Raw genomic sequence first — 16,582 nt, 5'->3', positions numbered from 1 at the left:
ACCTTGGTTATCAGATGCAGGAAACTGCAATGAAATGGAGGCTCTTTATGCTAAATGTTAAGAACCTCACTGTCGCTTACGATGACACACCAGTGTTTTCTGATGTTGCCGTTCAATTCAACGCAGGAAAAATAACCGGAATCATTGGGCCGAATGGTGCAGGGAAATCCACTTTGATCAAGGGGATACTTGATTTGATCAAGGTGAAAAAGGGAACCGTTGACTACGATGGTAAGTCAATGAAATCAGTTCAGAAACAGATTGCTTATGTTGAGCAGAGAAAAGATCTCGACTTAACTTTCCCAATCGATGTTTTTGATCTCGTACTAACAGGAACATACGGTAAACTAGGATTATTCAAGAATCCCGGCAAGGCCGAAAAACAAGCTAGTCGTGATGCTTTGGAACAAGTGTCACTCACAGAATTTTCGAAACGTCAGATCAGTAATCTCTCAGGTGGGCAGTTGCAGCGTGTCTTCGTAGCTCGTGCAATCGTTCAACAAGCTGATATTATTATTTTGGATGAGCCTTTTGTGGGTATCGATCTTCAAAGCGAAACTGCTATTATGAAGATCTTGAAGCAATGACGTGATGAGAACAAAACCATCATCGTAATCCACCACGATTTAAACAAAGTTAACCAGTATTTCGATGACTTAGTCATCTTGAACCATGGGATCGTCGACTTCGGTAAGACAGAAGAAGTCTACAATCCTAAAAATATGGAAAAAGCCTTTAGTGCCGACTTGTCTGCCGTGCTTTTCGACGAACTGGAAGGTGCTTAATTTATGGGCGCATTGATTGAATTTTTTAACGCTTTAGGTAAATATGACTTCTTACAAAGTGCATTATTGACCGCTATCATGGTCGGTATCATGTCCGGGATCATCGGTAGTTTTATTATCTTACGAGGAATGTCGCTAATGGGAGATGCCATTTCCCACGCGGTCTTGCCTGGTGTCGCCGTAGCTTATATGCTCGGAATAAATATTTTGATTGGGGCATCGATCTTTGGTGTCTTGGCTGCACTTTTGATTGGTTTCGTTGCTTCAAAAAGTAAGATCAAGACCGATACTTCTATCGGGGTGGTCTTCAGTGCTTTCTATGCTTTGGGTTTCATTTTGATCTCAATGGCAGAAAGCTAAACTAACTTGCACCATATCTTATTCGGTAACATTTTGGCTGTTAGTGATTCAGATATCATGACAACAGCTGTCGTACTTGGCTTAGTTATCTTGTTCGTAGTTGTTTTCTACAAAGAACTTTTGGTTACATCTTTTGATGCTACTTATGCCAAGACTTACGGTTTGAACGTTCAAGTAGTTCATTACGCTTTGATGTTGGTACTTACTTTAGTTACAGTTTCTGCATTACAAACTGTTGGTATCATTTTGGTGGTTGCGATGTTGATCACACCAGCTGCAACAGCTTTCTTGTGGACAGATAAGTTGGCAACAATGTTGATCTTGTCAGCAGCTGTAGGTGTTGTTTCATCTATGACTGGTTTATTCTTCAGTTACACTTTCAACTGGGCTTCTGGTCCAGCTATCGTTATCGTAGCTGCTGGATTGTTCGCATTGTCATTTATTTTCTCTCCAAAACAAAACTTCTTTAAGTTACAAAGGAGTGTTGCTCAATGAAAAGAATAATTATTACTTTTGCGGCCGTGGTTGCCATGGTCAGTGGCGTGTATCTATTTTTGAATCATCGCGACAACAGTACTGCTGATAAAGTTGCCGATGGACAAAAACTTAAAATCGTTACGACTAATTCTATTCTTGAAGATATGGTCGAAAATGTCGGTAAGGACCGGATCGAACTATACAGTATCGTAAAACGTGGTACTGATCCCCATGAGTACGAACCTCAACCGAGTGACGTCTCTTCTGCATCCGACGCAGATATCCTTTTCCACAATGGTTTGAACTTAGAAACTGGTGGAAATGGTTGGTTCAGTAAATTGGTTGAAACTGCTCACAAGAAATTCGACCGTGATGTTTTCTCTGCCAGTGCAGACGTGAAGGCTAAGCATTTGACGACTAACGTTAATGAAGAAGACCCTCACGCTTGGTTGGACTTGGAAAACGGTATTAAATACGTTAAAACTATTACTAAAATCATGAAGCAAAAAGATCCGAAGAATGCTAAGTAATATCAAGCAAACTCGGATGAATACGTTGCTAAATTAGAAAAACTTCATAAGGAAGCTACTTCTAAGTTCTTGGATATTCCTGAGAACCAAAGATTGTTGGTTACTTCTGAAGGTGCCTTCAAGTATTTCTCTGAAGCTTATCATGTAACACCAGCTTATATTTGGGAGATCAATACTGAAGCTCAAGGAACACCTGAACAAATGAAGGCTGTCTTAGCTAAGATCGGCAAGACAGATGTTAAGCATTTGTTCGTTGAATCATCAGTTTCACCTAAGTCGATGAACAAGGTTTCTAAAGAAACTGGCTTAGAGATTTCTTCGAAGATCTTTACTGATTCATTAGCGAAAAAAGGTACCCCTGGCGATACTTATTATTCAATGATGAAGTGGAATATCGATCATATTTATGACGGATTGAAGTAAACAAAAACCGCGCAGACCAAACAGTCTGGGCGGTTTTTTCTATGCGGACGATTGGCAAAACCTGCAACAGTGTTACACTAAGGAAAAATAATTATTGACCAGAAATGGATGATGAACGTGCTTAAAAATCTAACGACAGAAAATTTTTCCCAAAAGAATGAAACTGGCATCAATTTATTGAGTTTCAGTAAAGATTGGTGTGCCCAATGCTATACGCAGCAACCGATTTTGGAGCAGGCCGCAGAAAAGTATCGCGAGCGGATCCACTTTTATCAGATCAACGCTGACGATAATGTGGATTTGATCAAGAAATACAATGTCTTGTCGGCGCCTTCTTTAGTAGTAGAAAAAGATGGTCGGGCAGTTTACGATGTGGCTGGCTTTCTTGATCAGGAGCAGTTGGAGAGTATTATTGCTTATTATCTATAATCTTTAAAGGTAGTTTTATTCACAATTATTAAAGACAGTTCCCTTATGGAACTGTCTTTTTTTATATTCACAATAATTTATGGTAACCATTAGTTAAACCCGATAGTATGTTAATAAATGTTTTAAATTAACCTATGAGGAGAAACAGGTATGACAAAAACAATTTTACTAACTTGTGGAGCGGGAGCATCTTCAGGATTTATGGCAGCTGCAGGCAGAAAAGCTGTAAAAAAAATGAATCTGGATATTAATGTTCTTGCCAAAAGTGAAGCAGAAGTTGCGGAAAACCTTGGAAGTGTGGACTTATTGTTGATTGCTCCACATTTAAAATACATGTTAGACGACATGAAAAAAATTTCGTCAGAGCAAAGTGTTAAATGTGCGGTAATACCACAATTGACATATGGAACATTAGATGGAGATTCCTTAATCAAATTTGCTATGAAGGAATTGGAAGAATAATGGAAATCAATCACGATAAATCGGTAGATGTTGAGAAATTAGCAACTATTTCCATGCAAGTCATCCTTCACGCAGGGAATGCTCGTGCTAGTCTCTTTAAGGCAATTGATAGTGCTTCAAATTATGATTTTAAAATTGCAGATGAATTGCTAGAAACAGCTAACGATGATCTTACTGAAGCACACCGTGTGCAAACGGAGACGATGCAACTTGAAGCTGAAGGGATTCAGGTTCCATACTCGGTCTTATTTAGCCATGCTCAAGATACTTTAATGACTGTTAAATCTGAGCAAAATTTAATAAAAGAGATGATTAAATTATATAAACGAATTGGGGAGAAATAACGTGCAAGTATTTATTAATTGGATGACCGAGAGCTTTGCTCCAAAGGTTAACAAGATTGCCAGAAATCCTTGGGTGGATTCGATTCAACAAGCAATTCTTTCAGGGATGCCACTTATTCTAATTGGATCTTTTGCAACAATTTTGGGATTGGTAAAAGATTATGTTCCAGCAATGCCTGATTTTTCAGTGTTAAATACATTTTCTTTGGGACTTTTTTCTTTATTTTTGGCATATCTAATTCCTGAGACATTAATGAAACAAAAAAAACATTCGGATGTATCTAAACAGGCTGGTCTTGCTGGTCTTGCATTTTTCCTAATGTTAATTTTCCCAAAGATCAATGGTAATTCAGGAAAGATAACTTTTGATTTAAATTCATTAGGCACAGCAGGGATGATAGCTGCTTTGGTTTCTGGCTTATTTGTTGGTTTCGTTATGAATTTATTTACGAATTTAAAACTAGTAAAAGAAGATTCTGCTTTACCAGATTTTGTAGCAGTATGGTTCAATACGATTTTCCCAATGATTGCAATTTTATTAGTTGGATGGCTGTTCACATTTCAGCTTAAAATCAATTTATCTGAAATAATTACCCTGATGTTCAGTCCGCTAGTCGCACTTGGGCAAAGTTTTTAGGGATTATTGATTTTGACGTTCTTATCATTTGGGTTCTTATATTCATTTGGTATCTCAACATGGGTCTTAACACCAATCATGTACGCAATAGAACTACCAGCAATGGCTCAAAATCAAGCAGCAGTTGCTGCTGGTCATGCAGCAACTAATGTTTTTACTGTTGAGGCTGTTGCTTTAACTCTTATTGGTGGAGGTGGAGTTACATTGTCGTTATGTCTGATGATGGCTTTTATGGCTAAATCAGAACGTTTACGGATCATTGGCAAGGCATCATTAATACCATCAATCTTTAATATCAATGAGCCTTTGGTTTTTGGAGCACCAGTAGCTTTTAATCCTATCTTGATGATTCCTTTATGGATAAATACATTAGTGGCACCAATTTTACTTTGGTTATCGATGAAAGCTAATTTTGTTCCAACGCCGCATGCACCTTTTCAATTATGGTATACGCCGAGTCCTATTATGGGTTGGGTAGTAACTAAATCAGTGATGGGATTATTATTTGTATTGGTGTTGTTTGAGATTTCTTGGGTAATTTATTATCCATTCTTTAGAATTTATGATAAGCAAGCGGTAGAACAAGATGTCCAAGCTACAAAGGATGAATAATATGAAAGATAATCAATTTCCATATTTTCCAACGGATTTTTTTTGGGCAAGTGCTCAAGCTGCAAGTCAGGCCGATGGAGCTTTTACGATCGATGGGAAAGGGCTCAATTCATCTGATGTACAACCATATCATCAAGGACTTTCAAACGATGAAATTCAGCAACTTGAACAGCAAGGAATGACGCTTGAAGAAATACGGAAAAATATTACTGATAAAGATCATTATTTTCCTAAACGTTTTGCCATAGACTTTTACAACACGTACGAAACTGATTTGGAACTCTTAAAGGAAGCAGGTTTAAAAGCCTTTCGAACTTCATTAGATTGGTCAAGAATTTTTCCAAACGGTGATGATGAAAAACCTAATGAAGCTGCTCTTGAACATTACGAACGTATGATCGATAAAATGCTCGAGCTCGAAATTGAACCGATAATAACTATGTTGCATTACGAAATGCCTATTAATTTGACATTGAAGTATGGCGGCTGGGTAAACAGAGATGTTATTGATCTATTTGTAAAGTATGGAAAAGTTTTGTTAGATAGGTTCAGTGGCAAAGTAAAATATTGGTTACTAATCAATCAAATAAATATGATCCAAGTGGAGCCATATTTATCTTTAGAAATTGCCAGTGATCAATATGAAAATACCGAAGAAGCACAGTATCAAGCTGTTCATAATCAGATGGTAGCTTGCGCCAAGATACAACAATATGCGAAGACTTTAAAAGATTCCAAATTGAAAATAGGAATCATGGTTGCAGATGGTACAGCCTATCCGAAAAGCTGTAAACCTGATGATGTTGTTTTAGCAATGTGGCATAATCGAATGCAATATTTATTTACTGATGTTGCATTCAAAGGTTATTATCCAAAGTTTGCATTGAATTATTTTTCAGAACGAGAACTGCATATTAAGATTACTGAGGATGATAAATCACTTTTATCTGAAAACACTTTGGATTATATGGCAATTTCGTATTATTTTTCGCAGATGGTGGATTCAGATGTAAATAAAAAAATTCCTTATTCAGTAACGGATAATCCTAATTTATCTGCTACTCCATGGGGATGGAATATAGATCCACAGGGATTGTACAATAGTTTATCTCAATATTGGGATCGTTATGAGAAACCAATACTAGTAGCTGAAAATGGTTTTGGAAATTATGATGATTTGATTAATGACCAAGTACATGATGACTACCGTTCAGCTTACTTGGGCGCTCATATTGAGCAAATAGGTCGTGCTATTTACGATGGAGCTAATATTTTTGGGTACTGCATGTGGGGAGCAATTGATATCGTTAGTTGTTCATCGCAACAAATGTCCAAGAGATATGGGATGATTTATGTAGACATCGACGATGATGGAAATGGTACTCGCCAGAGGTTCAAAAAAGATAGTTTTTACTGGTATCAAAACCTTATTCAATCAAATGGCAAATTGATATAAAGATAGTTTGATGTGCTATGCTGTGATTAACGGGACAAATGGGAGGTAATGGTATGGCTCGCCAAGTGATTCTTTTTGTTGCTCAGTCTTTGGATGGATATATTGCCAAATTAAATGGGAGTGTTGATTTTCTGAATCAACAAACGGCTCATGGTGTCGATATTGATCGCGAATATGATAAATTGACTGAGCATGTTGATACGGTTGTGATGGGTCGCAAGACTTATAGTCAAGTGGTCAATCAGCTTTCCCCAGAAATTTATCCTTATGTAGATTTTCAAAATTATATTATGACTTCTAAGCCAGCACCAAGTACCGAAAATCTTCATTTTGTCAGTGGTTCAGTTGACCAATTAGTTGAAAAGCTGAAGAAGCAAACTGGCAAAGATATTTGGATCATCGGCGGTAGCAGTATCATTACACCATTAGTTAATGCTAATTTGATAGATGTTTACCAAATTGGCGTTGTTCCTGAAATTCTTGGCGAAGGGATACCGTTATTTCCACATGAAGTGAAGACTCATCATTTGGAATTGATTTCAGCGGAAAAAATTAATCAAGTAGCCTACTTAACTTATCATCGTTTGCATGAATAAAAACGTAATCCAATAAATTTGAATTGATTCATCAATAAAGCATTCATACTTGAATGCTTTATTTTTTTATATGTAGGAAATATTATTTTTAAAGGTGTAAGCGTAATACTTATCCAATTCATAAGAATATATTGATAGAATTTGAATGTACTATCTGTTTTTTAAATCAAATATATTTGGGGGATTTATTGTGGAAAATTGTACTAGTTGCGGTGCCAAGCTACAACCAGGGGTTAAATTTTGTACTAAGTGTGGTAGTCGAGTACAAATGGCTACACAACCAATGAACATGAATACTTCATCAGCTTCAACGGCCGCGATGCCAAAGATGGCTAATGAGAAAATGGATCAGTTGAAGAAACAATCAATGAATTATTTTGGTTGGTATCTAGAAACTATCAAGCATCCATCAAAAGTAGTTAACGAGAGTAAATATTTTGGATTGGTTTCATTTTTATTGCACACGATTGTCTTTTCCTACGCTTTTTATGCATTTTTAAATAGTATGTTTACACCTTTTGCAAAATATCTGGCTGCAGAAAAATCTACGTTTGGTTTTATGTCTGCAGCTGTACCAACAGGAATGGATCTATATTTCAAAATATTCCCATTAGTTTTAGCAGGTTTTGTAATGTTTATCGCAGTTGGATTCGTCTGCAAGAAATTTATGGTTGATCCGCAAACTGATATGTTCAGTTATACAAATCAATTGGCAACTTATTCAAACTCACTTTTAATTGCGGAATTATTGATTGCACTGTTCATAGCTGTATCCATGCCCGGAAGCCTTACAGCCCAAGGTCCTAATGAACTTATCAGGAATGTTGAGATGTTAAGCTTATTGTTCTTTATCGTCCCAGGCTTTTTCGCGATTGCCTATACGGCTTCGATTATCGTCGATAGGGCTCAAGTAAAAATTGACAAAATATATGTTGTTCTCATTGCGGTAATGTCCAATACTGTTGTCTTCTTTATTATTATGAATATTGTTCGTGGACAAGCGCAAGGTAAATATATGGAAACTATTGGAAAGAACTTCGGCAAAACAATAGCTTCGATGCTCGGTATTGATGCGGGCTAAATATGAGAAAACTAACTCTTCTAGCAAGTTTCGTATTGCTTTTATGTGTCACGTTTTTAAGTTTCAATCATCACAAGACTAAAGAAACGCACCATTCAGAATCCGCACGAGTGACTAAGGTCAAGCCTTCGGCTGAGGCTAAAACAATGCCGACGATTTTGAGCGAGCTAAAAAAATCTCCCAAGAAAACTTTGAAGTATCACGCACTGGGAGACTCGCTATCAGTCGGCTTGTTTTCTAATGACCAGACGACTCGCTTTACAACCTTGTTCACGAAGGATTTAACAAAATTAACAGGTAGGCAAGTTACCGAAGCCAATACTTCTATGGTTGGCAAGACGGCGACTAATTTTGGAATATCTCACGTTCAGGACGTTATCAATGATCAACCAGATTTAGTTACGATTGAATTTGGTACCAATGATGCCGCTTATGGGATCGATGAGACCAACGTTAATAACTTCGTTAAAAATTTGGACAGCATCGTTCAACAAGTCCAATCGCAAACTAAGGCAAAAATAATTTTAGTAACGACCTGGTCGCCCAGCAACGGCAAATATCTTGCCAATGATCAGATTTATGACCAAAAAATCAAAGCCATCGCTAAAAAGTATCACGTTCCCGTGGCCGATCTTTCCACGATTTGGAAAAACAATCCCGACGTGACGAAAAACAGCCTAGGCTACGATAAAAATTATGCAATTTTGCGAGACCAGTTCCACCCCAATCAACAAGGACACGACCAAATCGCAAAATTGCTCGAAAAAGTAATTCAGCAACCAGAAAACTAGGGGGATTTAAATGGATAAACCAGAGTACTGCCCCAACTGCGGAAATAAGTTAGGGGAGCAAGACTATTTCTGTCCAGAATGCGGTCGTAGGTTGGAAACTGATATGGCAGTCACAACTGCACCAGTCATCGATGAACATCCACAAGCAACTGTCGAGATGAGCAATGATAATCAATCAGAGGATCAATCGACTCAAGCAACTCAAACTGATGCATTCAGCGACCAACCGACTCCAAAGAAGAAAAAACATCGCAAAGGTCCGATCATCACCATTATTCTTTTACTAGTCTTAGTCGCAGGAGGATACTTTGCGGGGAACTTTTACTATGGTAAAGAACGTCAAGTTCAAGCTCTAAAAGATGAAGCAACCAGTGGCAATACTTCCAAGATGAAAACTGTTTTAGTGGATGCCAACAAAAAAAGGTTATCTGATGAGAATATTGAAGATTTGAAGAGACTATATTTAGACGATGGATCAGACGTTAAAAATATTAATCAGCAGATCTCCGGTAAGCAAAATAACGGAATGTATTCGGTCGTTAAAGACGGCAAATATTTTTATATCTTCGACAAGTATAAGATCTCTGAAAAAGATAAGACTTTGGATATCTCAACTAATATCGAGGATCCGGCCTTTTATCTCGACTGGAAACAAATTGCCGCTACTCGTGATGGTTCTCAATATAAGATTTCACACTTGAAACCGGGCGTTTACGATTTGAAAATTAAAGGTTCCAAGAAATCCAAAGAGCAACAAGTCAAGGTTACGACCGATAAAAAGGATAATATCGCCAAATTGACGGTTGCTAAGGAAAAGAAGAAGCACAAGAAAAAAGCTAAGAAAGACATTGAAACAGAAACTTCTCCTAATCAAGTCAGTCATGATTCTGATGAACAAAGACACGATGAAGCAGAAAGTAAACCAACCCCAACTGAATCAACAGATTCTGATGATGACTCGGATTCAGATTCCAGCGATAGTAACAATTCGTTAGTCGGCCACTACTCCGGTAGCCCAGACTTAGAATTAAACGCTGATGGCACATACACTCTCGGGGGCAAGTCTGGCTCATACAAAGTCTTGCAAAACAGCGACGGACAAGTCCAATTGCAATTCAATCAATCAGGCGGTGGTTCGATCGTTGAATCCTATGATTTCGATGGTAACGAACTTTATTCCGAAAAGTATAGCCAGGGATGGATTAAATAAGCAAAAAAATAAAGTGCCTTTAACTATTGATTTCCAATAGTCAAAGACACTTTTTTAATACTGATTAATTGTTGTCGCCAAAGATTTGTAGGATACTCAATAACACGTTAATGAAATCAAGTACTAAATTGATCGAAGCAATCAAGGCGATAGCACCGAGATTTTCAGATCCTTGAGCTTGTGCATAGATCCGTTTGATATTTTGCGAATCAAAAGCAATATAGAATAAGAAAACGACGATGATAGCAATATTGATACCTAACATCAATAATGAACTCTTAAAGATCAAAAGGTTGATAACTGAAACAGCGATAATGGAGATCAAGCCGATCATCAAGGTTCTGCTCCAAGTCGTCAAATCCTTCTTAGTAAAGAATCCGATCCCCGCCGAAACAACGAAGATAACTGATGTAACCGTTAAAGCTTGAATGATGCTTTTAGCTGAGTAAATGTAGAAAATCGGAATCCCGAAGACAGCGAACGAAGTTAGGAACAAGACGTAGCTGATAAACGTCATCAGGTATGACTTGGTTGCCGCAACGTTGGCTAAGGAAATGAATCCGAAGGAAACGGCGATGACGACGATCGAGAAAATCAGTGGATGGGCACTCATCATGCCTAAAACTGAATTCGAAATTGCTGTATTACGAGCCATTGCGTTGGCTGCTATCGTCCAGAATGCCACACCTAAACCAGTGTAAAGGTAGACAAGAGACGTGAAGCGAGCCAGTCCAGTGGCTTTTGCTTTATCTATAGTTTGCATAAAGTCCTCCTTCTTACTAATTACATTATAGCAAGTTTACAATAGAAAATCTTTTCATGATAATAATCAGCACAATAGTTTACCGAAATATAAAAATAATTCCCGTCACCTATTAGAAAAATCAATCAATTTGGAAATGTTTAACAGAAATCATTTTCATAAAATGTTCGTTAAATCGGACAAGTATAAGTTGCGTAAATCGAGCTATCAAAAGGATAAAAAACTGCTACTATACACTTGAGTCCAAGAACTGAAGACTTTAAAAGCTGTTGAACTAATTTGAGGAAATTCAAAAAATTAAATCAGTTTATATTTTTTAGCTTTGACTGGCGGTCACTTAACTGAAAACCGGACCACATTGCAAAACAGCAAGATCGTTTTGCTTGGTAGATTCCTGAGAAACTAAGAAATTCTAGAAATTCATGAAACGTCAATGCCAACGAATTTTGGTCGGGTAGAATCACTTCAACTTTGAGTATCGTATAGAAATTACGTACGAAAGAAACTTTTTCCTCAAACTGACTCAAGAGAATTGCTGCAGAAATTTTTTACTTGATCAAATTGGCATCCACGTGAATTAAAGGAGACTGAGGTTTCAAAAGTCGGGAGCCCAATCGGCGAGTTTGGCATCATCAACAAGAAGAGAAACTACGTGGAAGACTTTGAATCCTCAATTGATTAGCAACTCTGACGGGTGATAGTCAATAAGACCGATTTGAGAATATCAAATGACGAAATTTAAATATGTAATCAAACGACCCTTATGATGTAAGTCATAAGGGCTTTTTGTGTGGTAAATTTGAGCTTAGCAAAAACTAGCCTTTCACATTTCAAAAATGATTTTTATAATTAACTATATAGATTCATAGAAAAAGGGTGGTCGAGAAATGAAAGCTTTAGTTGTTCCCAACAAAGATATACACACAATCAAAGAAGTCGAATGGCAGGAACGTCCCAAACCGGAGTTAAAAGCAGATGAAGTTTTGATCAAAACGATGGCCGTCGGTTTGAATCCCGTTGATTACAAGGTGTTCACAAGTTCTCATCCTAATTGGCAGTATCCCCACACATTGGGACTCGATGTAGCGGGAATAGTTGAAGCAGTCGGGGCAGATGTGACCGATTTTCATCCGAATCAGCGGGTATGTGGCCATAACAATTTAGCCAGCGATGGAGCCTTTGCCGAATACGTCAGCTATCCCGCTGCTGCAGTGGCTTTGATCCCAGATTCAGTCAGCTTTGAAAAAGCGGCAGCCAGTCTTTGCGCTGGTTTGACAGCTTACCAAGCAATTTATCGTAAATCAAATCTGAACGATGTAAAAACAGTCTTGATCCACGCCGGAGCCGGCGGCGTCGGTAGCATGGCAATTCAACTCGCCAAAAATGCTGGCAAGACAGTGTATACTACCGTTTCAAAAGGTAAACAGGATTTTGTGGCTAAGTTAGCGCCTGATTCTCAAATAGATTATCGCAACGAAGATGTCAGCAGTCGTATCGACCAGTTGACAGCTGGATTAGGAGTCGACCTAATTGTGAACACGATCGGTCATCCTGAAGCTGATTTACCAAGGTTAGCTTACAATGGTCAACTAGTTTGCGTTCTAGACACGCCCAAGGATTTTCCAAACGAAAAAGCTTTGACGATCAGCGATTTAGATCTAGGTGGCGCACACCGGAGTGGCAATCCAGAAAAAGTCGCCGATCTTGGTCGGATGGCCAAAGAATTGCTAGCATTGATTGCTGATAACAAAGTTGATCCATTGATCAGCAAAGTTTTGAAGAGAGAAGATTTAGCTGACGGCTTGGATGAAATTCAAAGCGATCAGGTCGTTGGTAAATTAGTCGCCACTTTTCAAGAATAGTTAATTTTCAGGATGAATCTGTTCAACCTTGACCTAATTGATGAAGGTAAACTAGTTTGCATCGTAATGAGTCAAAAAATGTATTAAAATCGTAATTACAATAACGAACAAATGAGGCAATCAATTATGGATAATTCAAATGATGACGCTCATCTACATGTGACTCATAATCCCGAACGTTCAGAGCTTGCTAAAGTCGTTAACAATACGGTTAATTTTTTCGAAGAATATTTGGACTTTGATACTTTTTCAATGACCCAAGAACATACCTTGCCAGTTATCTACGTCATAAAAAGCAAAGTGGCTCGTTTGGAACCTGATACTAGCTATCAGTTGGATCCAGCAGATGATGAAAAAGATATTGTTATCTCCGATTATTTTTTGTCATTGCGTGATTTTGGTGATTTCTGTTTGGTAACAAATGGCCATCACTTCTATCTGGTCAATGATCAAGACGTTGAAGAAGACGGGCTGCCAAAAATCTTTACGAACACTACAGGGACAGAGTTAATAGAATTAACATCGTTAACACCGCTGCAAGAAGGTGACGCCGGCTTTGGCCAAGATAAGTACATTCAATATTTCTACCTGGCAGAAAATGACGTTAATAATAGTAAAAACTGATCAAATCCCGTTGAAACTTTCGACGGGATTTTTTGTTTTGTTATAGAAATATTGGTTAGAAGAATGATTTAATGGGAAACCTTCTTCAAAATCCAACATCTAGAGTTGTAGCTTATTGTCTACACGTTATATAATGTTTTTATTTGAAACATTGATTGTCGAGGGAAAATAATGAGTAATTCAAATGTGAAGCCATTTTTAAAATGGGCTGGTGGTAAGAGACAATTATTGCCTGAGATTCAAAAATATTATCCAACTAATTTTAATAAGTACTATGAACCATTTGTCGGTGGTGGTGCTGTTGCTTTTGATTTGCAGCCATCACAAATAGTAATTAATGATTTTAACGAAGAGTTGACTAACGTATATCAAGTTATAAAAAATGATTCCGATGAATTGATTTATTTGAATAAAACTTGTTTCAATGGTCTATTTAGAGTCAATTCAAAAAATCAGTTTAATGTACCGTATGCTAGCAATAAAAACCCAAATATTGTTAATGAAGATGTAATTAGAGCAGATTCTAAATACTTTAACGACACAGATATTAAAATCGAAACCGGAGATTTCACTAAAGTTACAGAGGATGCAAAAAACGGGGATTTTATTTATTTTGATCCTCCATATGCGCCTGTTTCAGAAAGCGCTAGTTTTGTAAGTTACACATCAGGCGGATTTGGTGTTGAAGAACAAACAAAACTACGTGATTTATTCGTCGACTTAGATAGAAGAGGATGCTATGTAATGTTGTCGAACAGTTCAGTTGATTTAATACATGAATTATATAAGGATTATGAAAAGACTACCCATATAATAAAAGCAAATAGGGCTATTAATAGTAATGGGAAAAAACGCGGTAAAGTGGATGAAGTTCTCATTATGAATTATTAGAATGGTGATTGTATGACAAAGTCAAAAACTGAATTAGCTTGGGAAAAGTTATTTCAAGAGTTAAATATTGATTCGGATGTTGAAAAAAATGGAGTTTTTCATCTAACCGCTGATCAAATCAAGGAGATTGGTGGAAGAGAGCCTCGTCTGATGACAAAATTTGATAACAGACGACAACTACCAAAGATATTGCAGGAGAAAAATCTAGCAATTTTGCCTGATACTAGAGGAACATACTTGGTGGGAAAATTTAAAGCATATCAGGACTACGATCACGATGAAATTCAACCAATTGTTAAACAGTTGCCCGATTATATCAAAAGTATAAATATTAAAGAAATTACTAGTGAACCAGTTGCTTTGAATATGGCCAAAGCTTCAGGAATGATTGATGATGTTATGAATTTTGATTCAATTAATTCTGAAAATAATGGGGAAAGTTATCTAACTTTGTCTGGCCGAATGGGTTCCGGTTATTTTGACTATGATATTGAGATAGGACAAGGTAATAATCAAAAAATCACTGTGAGAAACAGTCAAATTGAGGTTGATTCCACATATGAAAATATGAATAGGATTGCTATTTTTGAAGCTAAAACACTGATGCCAAAGAATTTTATGGTAAGGCAGTTGTATTATCCGTATCGTACTTATCAAGGCTTAGGAATAAAGAAACCAATTATTCCCGTGTTTTTTACTTATGTGGATGAAACTTTTTCTTTTAATATTTATGAGTTCGAAAATGATAATGTATACAGTTCTATCAGGAAAGTAAAACAGATGGATTTTGTTTTGGACGAAGAAAGAGAAATCACGCTTGCTGAAATAAAAAATATTTTGTTATCCTCAAAAATAAAATTTGAGGAAGTTCCATTTCCACAGGCAAATTCTTTTTCGCGATTGCTTGATATTTTACATAAGTTAAAAGATCCAATGACCAAAGATGAAATTTCTGAGGCTTATGGTTTTGATATAAGGCAATCGGATTACTAGGGTGAGGCCTTGCACTATCTGGGATATGCTGAAAGGGTTGACGGCAAGTATCAACGAACACAGCGTGGAAAATCTATTGCTAACGAACATAATACTAGCTCTAGAAATATACAAATAATCAAGGATATTATTGAACATCCTACGTTCAAATATGCATTGGATTTATACATAAAATCTGATTATAAATTTACCGCAGAAACACGGATGATGATTATAAAAAATATATTTGATAATGCATATAATGTTGGTTCAATGGTCACTGCTGAAAGAAGATATAGTACCGTTAAACAATGGATTAAATGGATTTATTCACTTATTAAATAAAACGAAGAGCCATTAAGTAAAAACTTAATGGCTCTTTACTTTATGGTTCCAAATTTTGATTTTTTAATGTTAATGATTCTGGTTTTGGTAATATTCAAATATTCGCGAGAATTATCTATACCGATGACTTTTCTATTCAGTATTTTTCCCGCAACGGCAGTAGTACCAGATCCAACAAATGGATCAAGAATCAGTGATGATTCGTCAGTAGAAGCTTGGATGATTCTTGTTATGACTGATAAAGGCTTTTGAGTAGGATGTCTACCGAAAGCTTTCTCATAACTTCCTATCGTTGGGGTCGTCCAAACGTCCTTCATTTGTTTATCATTATTTAGGTGTTTCATAAATTGATAATTATATAATTGATGACCAACTTTCTTTTTAGCCCAGATGATAGTCTCTGTGGAATGGGTAAACATTCTTTTAGAAAGGTTTGGAGCAGGATTAGATTTTTGCCAAGTTATGTTGTTTAAAATTTTAAAATCTTTTTTCAATAAATATCCAATTGTATAAATATTATGCATTGTTCCAAAGATCCAAATTGTTCCGTTATCCTTTAAACAGCGTTTTGATAAATGAATAAAGTTTTTGTAGAATATTTCTGCATCTTCTGAACTTTTTTTATCCCAATCGTCTTTATTAACACTTACTTGTTTTCCTCCACTGTTTGAAAAGCCGCCATTGATTAAAAAATATGGGGGATCTGCAATAATAGTATCGATTGATTTTTCGGGCAATTTTTCTAAAAATTCAAATGAATCAGCAAGAATTAGTTTGACGTTTGTATCTTTCATAATTTGTTTCAATTTGTTTTCTCCTTAGAAATGCAAAAAAGTATTATATCAACAAATTACGTAATTGATTGTCAAATTCATTTTTAAATTATATCCAAAAAAGACTTCCAGATATTTTTTTGGGTCTAAACTTTCTGG

Annotated in this window: 15 protein-coding genes and 4 pseudogenes; 17 read left to right on the top strand and 2 right to left on the bottom strand. The window is 36.7% G+C overall.

Annotation, left to right across the window (positions count from 1 at the left end):
• Positions 1–47 precede the first annotated feature (47 nt).
• The 12 genes and pseudogenes from FC27_RS06455 (at position 48) to FC27_RS06400 (ending at position 10,193) form a co-directional block, all read left to right on the top strand.
• Positions 48–785 (top strand): annotated as a pseudogene (locus FC27_RS06455) (metal ABC transporter ATP-binding protein).
• A 3-nt stretch (positions 786–788) separates the two neighbouring features.
• Positions 789–1,640: pseudogene (locus tag FC27_RS06450) on the top strand (metal ABC transporter permease).
• Positions 1,637–2,575 (top strand): annotated as a pseudogene (locus FC27_RS06445) (metal ABC transporter solute-binding protein, Zn/Mn family). The pseudogenes FC27_RS06450 and FC27_RS06445 overlap by 4 nt, the downstream one beginning before the upstream one ends.
• Positions 2,576–2,692: 117 nt before the next feature.
• Positions 2,693–3,004, top strand: coding sequence for a thioredoxin family protein (locus tag FC27_RS06440; protein ID WP_010624546.1), 312 nt, complete (start codon positions 2,693–2,695; stop codon positions 3,002–3,004).
• Positions 3,005–3,154: 150 nt separating this feature from the next.
• On the top strand, positions 3,155–3,466 hold the full coding sequence (locus FC27_RS06435) for a PTS sugar transporter subunit IIB (protein ID WP_010624545.1): 312 nt from the start codon (positions 3,155–3,157) through the stop codon (positions 3,464–3,466).
• Complete coding sequence (locus FC27_RS06430; protein WP_010624544.1) at positions 3,466–3,810, top strand: PTS lactose/cellobiose transporter subunit IIA; 345 nt, start codon at positions 3,466–3,468, stop codon at positions 3,808–3,810. The genes FC27_RS06435 and FC27_RS06430 overlap by 1 nt, the downstream gene beginning before the upstream one ends.
• A 22-nt stretch (positions 3,811–3,832) precedes the next feature.
• Positions 3,833–5,059, top strand: a pseudogene (locus tag FC27_RS06425) (PTS sugar transporter subunit IIC).
• A 1-nt stretch (position 5,060) separates the two neighbouring features.
• Positions 5,061–6,515 (top strand): glycoside hydrolase family 1 protein, encoded by a 1,455-nt coding sequence (locus FC27_RS06420; RefSeq protein ID WP_010624543.1) that lies wholly within the window; start codon positions 5,061–5,063, stop codon positions 6,513–6,515.
• A 53-nt stretch (positions 6,516–6,568) separates the two neighbouring features.
• The gene (locus FC27_RS06415) at positions 6,569–7,111 is read left to right on the top strand and encodes a dihydrofolate reductase family protein (protein ID WP_010624542.1); all 543 of its coding nucleotides are present in this window, start codon (positions 6,569–6,571) and stop codon (positions 7,109–7,111) included.
• A gap of 190 nt (positions 7,112–7,301) precedes the next feature.
• Positions 7,302–8,192 (top strand): zinc ribbon domain-containing protein, encoded by an 891-nt coding sequence (locus tag FC27_RS06410; RefSeq protein ID WP_010624541.1) that lies wholly within the window; start codon positions 7,302–7,304, stop codon positions 8,190–8,192.
• Between the two features lie 2 nt (positions 8,193–8,194).
• Positions 8,195–8,983 carry an SGNH/GDSL hydrolase family protein gene (locus FC27_RS06405; protein WP_029508173.1) on the top strand — a complete coding sequence of 263 codons (789 nt, stop codon included), beginning with the start codon at positions 8,195–8,197 and terminating at the stop codon, positions 8,981–8,983.
• A gap of 10 nt (positions 8,984–8,993) precedes the next feature.
• The gene (locus tag FC27_RS06400; RefSeq protein ID WP_010624539.1) at positions 8,994–10,193 is read left to right on the top strand and encodes a zinc-ribbon domain-containing protein; all 1,200 of its coding nucleotides are present in this window, start codon (positions 8,994–8,996) and stop codon (positions 10,191–10,193) included.
• 64 nt (positions 10,194–10,257) lie between these two features.
• Here FC27_RS06400 and FC27_RS06395 read toward each other — a convergent pair whose 3' ends face one another.
• Positions 10,258–10,956 carry a Bax inhibitor-1/YccA family protein gene (locus FC27_RS06395; protein ID WP_010624538.1) on the bottom strand — a complete coding sequence of 233 codons (699 nt, stop codon included), beginning with the start codon at positions 10,954–10,956 and terminating at the stop codon, positions 10,258–10,260.
• Positions 10,957–11,843: 887 nt separating this feature from the next.
• On the opposite strand from FC27_RS06395, the gene FC27_RS06390 reads away from it, so the two are divergent.
• From FC27_RS06390 to FC27_RS06370, 5 genes are all read left to right on the top strand, one after another.
• Positions 11,844–12,818, top strand: a complete 975-nt coding sequence (locus FC27_RS06390; RefSeq protein WP_010624537.1) for a zinc-binding dehydrogenase — start codon at positions 11,844–11,846, stop codon at positions 12,816–12,818.
• Positions 12,819–12,944: 126 nt separating this feature from the next.
• The gene (locus tag FC27_RS06385; RefSeq protein WP_010624536.1) at positions 12,945–13,442 is read left to right on the top strand and encodes a hypothetical protein; all 498 of its coding nucleotides are present in this window, start codon (positions 12,945–12,947) and stop codon (positions 13,440–13,442) included.
• 171 nt (positions 13,443–13,613) lie between these two features.
• Complete coding sequence (locus FC27_RS06380; RefSeq protein WP_010624535.1) at positions 13,614–14,333, top strand: DNA adenine methylase; 720 nt, start codon at positions 13,614–13,616, stop codon at positions 14,331–14,333.
• 12 nt (positions 14,334–14,345) lie between these two features.
• Positions 14,346–15,326 carry a type II restriction enzyme gene (locus FC27_RS06375; RefSeq protein ID WP_010624534.1) on the top strand — a complete coding sequence of 327 codons (981 nt, stop codon included), beginning with the start codon at positions 14,346–14,348 and terminating at the stop codon, positions 15,324–15,326.
• A gap of 9 nt (positions 15,327–15,335) precedes the next feature.
• Positions 15,336–15,650, top strand: a complete 315-nt coding sequence (locus FC27_RS06370) for a DUF7226 domain-containing protein (protein ID WP_010624533.1) — start codon at positions 15,336–15,338, stop codon at positions 15,648–15,650.
• A 35-nt stretch (positions 15,651–15,685) separates the two neighbouring features.
• Here the strand turns inward: FC27_RS06370 and FC27_RS06365 are convergent, their stop codons facing one another.
• Positions 15,686–16,444, bottom strand: a complete 759-nt coding sequence (locus tag FC27_RS06365) for a DNA-methyltransferase (protein ID WP_040521240.1) — start codon at positions 16,442–16,444, stop codon at positions 15,686–15,688.
• Positions 16,445–16,582 lie beyond the last annotated feature (138 nt).

The sequence above is a fragment of the Companilactobacillus versmoldensis DSM 14857 = KCTC 3814 genome (assembly GCF_001434295.1).
GTDB classification, from domain to species: domain Bacteria; phylum Bacillota; class Bacilli; order Lactobacillales; family Lactobacillaceae; genus Companilactobacillus; species Companilactobacillus versmoldensis.
The sequence above is the reverse complement of the archived record's forward strand: the minus strand, read 5'-3'. Positions and strand labels throughout refer to the sequence as shown.